Here is a 2,220-nt window from a genome sequence, read left to right on the forward strand (position 1 = left end):
TCGCCGCCGCCGCCCATGCGCAGCCCATGGACGGGCTGGTCCCCCGGTTCGAGTTCCCGATCTCCGGCCCTGTCCTGGAGCGGACGACGACGACCGGATCGTTCTTCCACGCCGTCGGGCGACGGGCCGCAGTGTTTGGCTATGAAAACCGGCCGTTCGAGGCCTGGGTCTACCCACTCAAGGTCTTGGAGGACGCGCGGCTGACGTTCAACCTGGAGAACTACCCGGTCCCGTCGGACGGGCTCGCGATCATGCGCCGCATCGAGGTCCGCCCCGAGGCCACGACGCTGGTCTACACGCACCCCGCGTTCACCGTCCGCCAGACGATCCTGGCGCCCATCGACGAGCCCGGGATCGTGATGCTGCTGGACGTCGACGCGCTCCGTCCGCTGACCGTCTCGATGTCGTTCCGGCCGGACCTCAGCCTGATGTGGCCGGCGGGCCTGATGACGGGGTTCGTCGGCTTCGAGGCCGAGGTCGGGCGCTACTTCACCGGCGAGGAGACGCAGCGCTTTTACGGGGTGGTCGGCTCGCCCCTCGCTGTCGACGTGTCGGTCCAGCCGTACCAGGAAGAGCCCCAGGACGTGCCGAACCGGTTCGAGATGCGCGTGACACCCCAAGTAGCGCGGGACTTTCTCGTCCCCATCGTGATCGCGGGCAGCACGACCGGCCGCGACGACGCCAACGCCGTCTACGACCGGCTCCTCGAGGACGTCCCGTCTCTCTTCGAGGAGACCGCGGCTCACTACCGCCGGCTCGACCAGACGATGCTCCTGGACACGCCCGACGACCGCTTGGACCGGGCCTTCGCGTGGTCGAAGGTGGGCATGGACAAGGGGCTCGCGACCAACCCGGACCTGGGGACCGGACTCGTGGCCGGGTACCGGACGTCCGGCAACTCGGAGCGGCCGGGCTTCGCGTGGTTCTTCGGCCGCGACGCCCTGTGGACCGCGCTCGCCACGACGGCCGTCGGAGACCTCGCGACGACGCGCGCCGCCCTCGACTTCCTGGCCCAGTTCCAGCGCGACGACGGCAAGGTGCCCCACGAGATCAGCCAGTCCGCCGCCTTCCTCGATTGGTTCCAAGACTACCCGTACCCGTGGGCCTCAGCCGACGCGACGCCCCTGTTCGCCATCGTCCTGGCCGACTACTGGCGCCAGACCGGCGACGACGACTACGTCCGCCAGCACTGGGCCGCCGCCAAGCGCGCGTTCGCGTTCACCGCCGCGACGGACACCGACGGCAACGGGCTCGTCGAGAACACCGGCGTGGGGCACGGCTGGGTCGAGGGCGGCGAGCTGTACCCGCCGCACGAGGAGCTCTACCAGCAGGCCTTGTACATACAGGCCGGCCTCGACGTCGCCGAGCTCGCCCGTCACTTTGGCGAGACCGACCTCGCCCTCGAGGTCGAGCAGCGCGCGGAGGCGACCCGCGCCGCCCTCGAGGACGTCTACTGGCACGACGCCGACGGCTTCTACGCGTTCGGCACGGCGTTCCCCGGCGCCCCGACCTTGAGCGAGCGGTCTGGCCCGTTGACGGACGCCGACCTGCGCGAGAACACGGGCTTCCTAGACGCCAGCAACCGTGACCTGGGCGACCTCGAGGTCGTCCGCGAGAACACGGCGCTCCAGGGCGTGCCGCACTGGTGGGGGCTCTTGGAGGACGAGCGGTCCCAGAGCGCGATCACGCACTACGGCTCGGCCGGGATCGCGACCGACTGGGGCGCGCGGCTGCTCACGAAGGAGAGCGACCTGTACGACCCGCTGAGCTACCACAACGGGTCGGTCTGGGCGCTCTTTACCGGCTGGACCTCGATGGGCGCCTACCAGTACGGCCGGCCCCACGTCGGCGCGCAAGCGCTGTACGCCAACGCGCTCCTGACGGAGCAGGATGCGCTCGGCTACGTCACCGAGCTGCTGTCCGGCGACTACAACACGGCGTTCGGCCGGAGCAGCCACCATCAGATCTGGTCCGAGGCCATGGTCGCGACGCCCGTCGTGCGCGGGCTGCTCGGCCTCGAGGTTATGGACGGCGGGCGTCGCGTCCGCGTCGCGCCGCAGCTTCCCATCGACTGGGACCGCGTGACCGTCGCCAACGCCCCAGCGGGGACGAGCGCGTTCGGCGTGGAGATCTTGCGCTCGCGAGACAACGTGACCATCTCGCTCGACGCGCTCGGAGGCACCGTCGAGGTCGCGCCGGCGCTGCCGCTCGACGCCGTCG

1 protein-coding gene is annotated in these 2,220 nt (G+C 70.5%); it reads left to right on the top strand.

Annotated elements, in window-relative coordinates:
* The coding region (locus WBA11_RS02270; protein WP_424519108.1) for an amylo-alpha-1,6-glucosidase at positions 1-2,220 on the top strand (2,220 nt) is incomplete at both ends.

The organism is Rubrivirga sp. (assembly GCF_049648075.1).
GTDB lineage: Bacteria > Bacteroidota > Rhodothermia > Rhodothermales > Rubricoccaceae > Rubrivirga.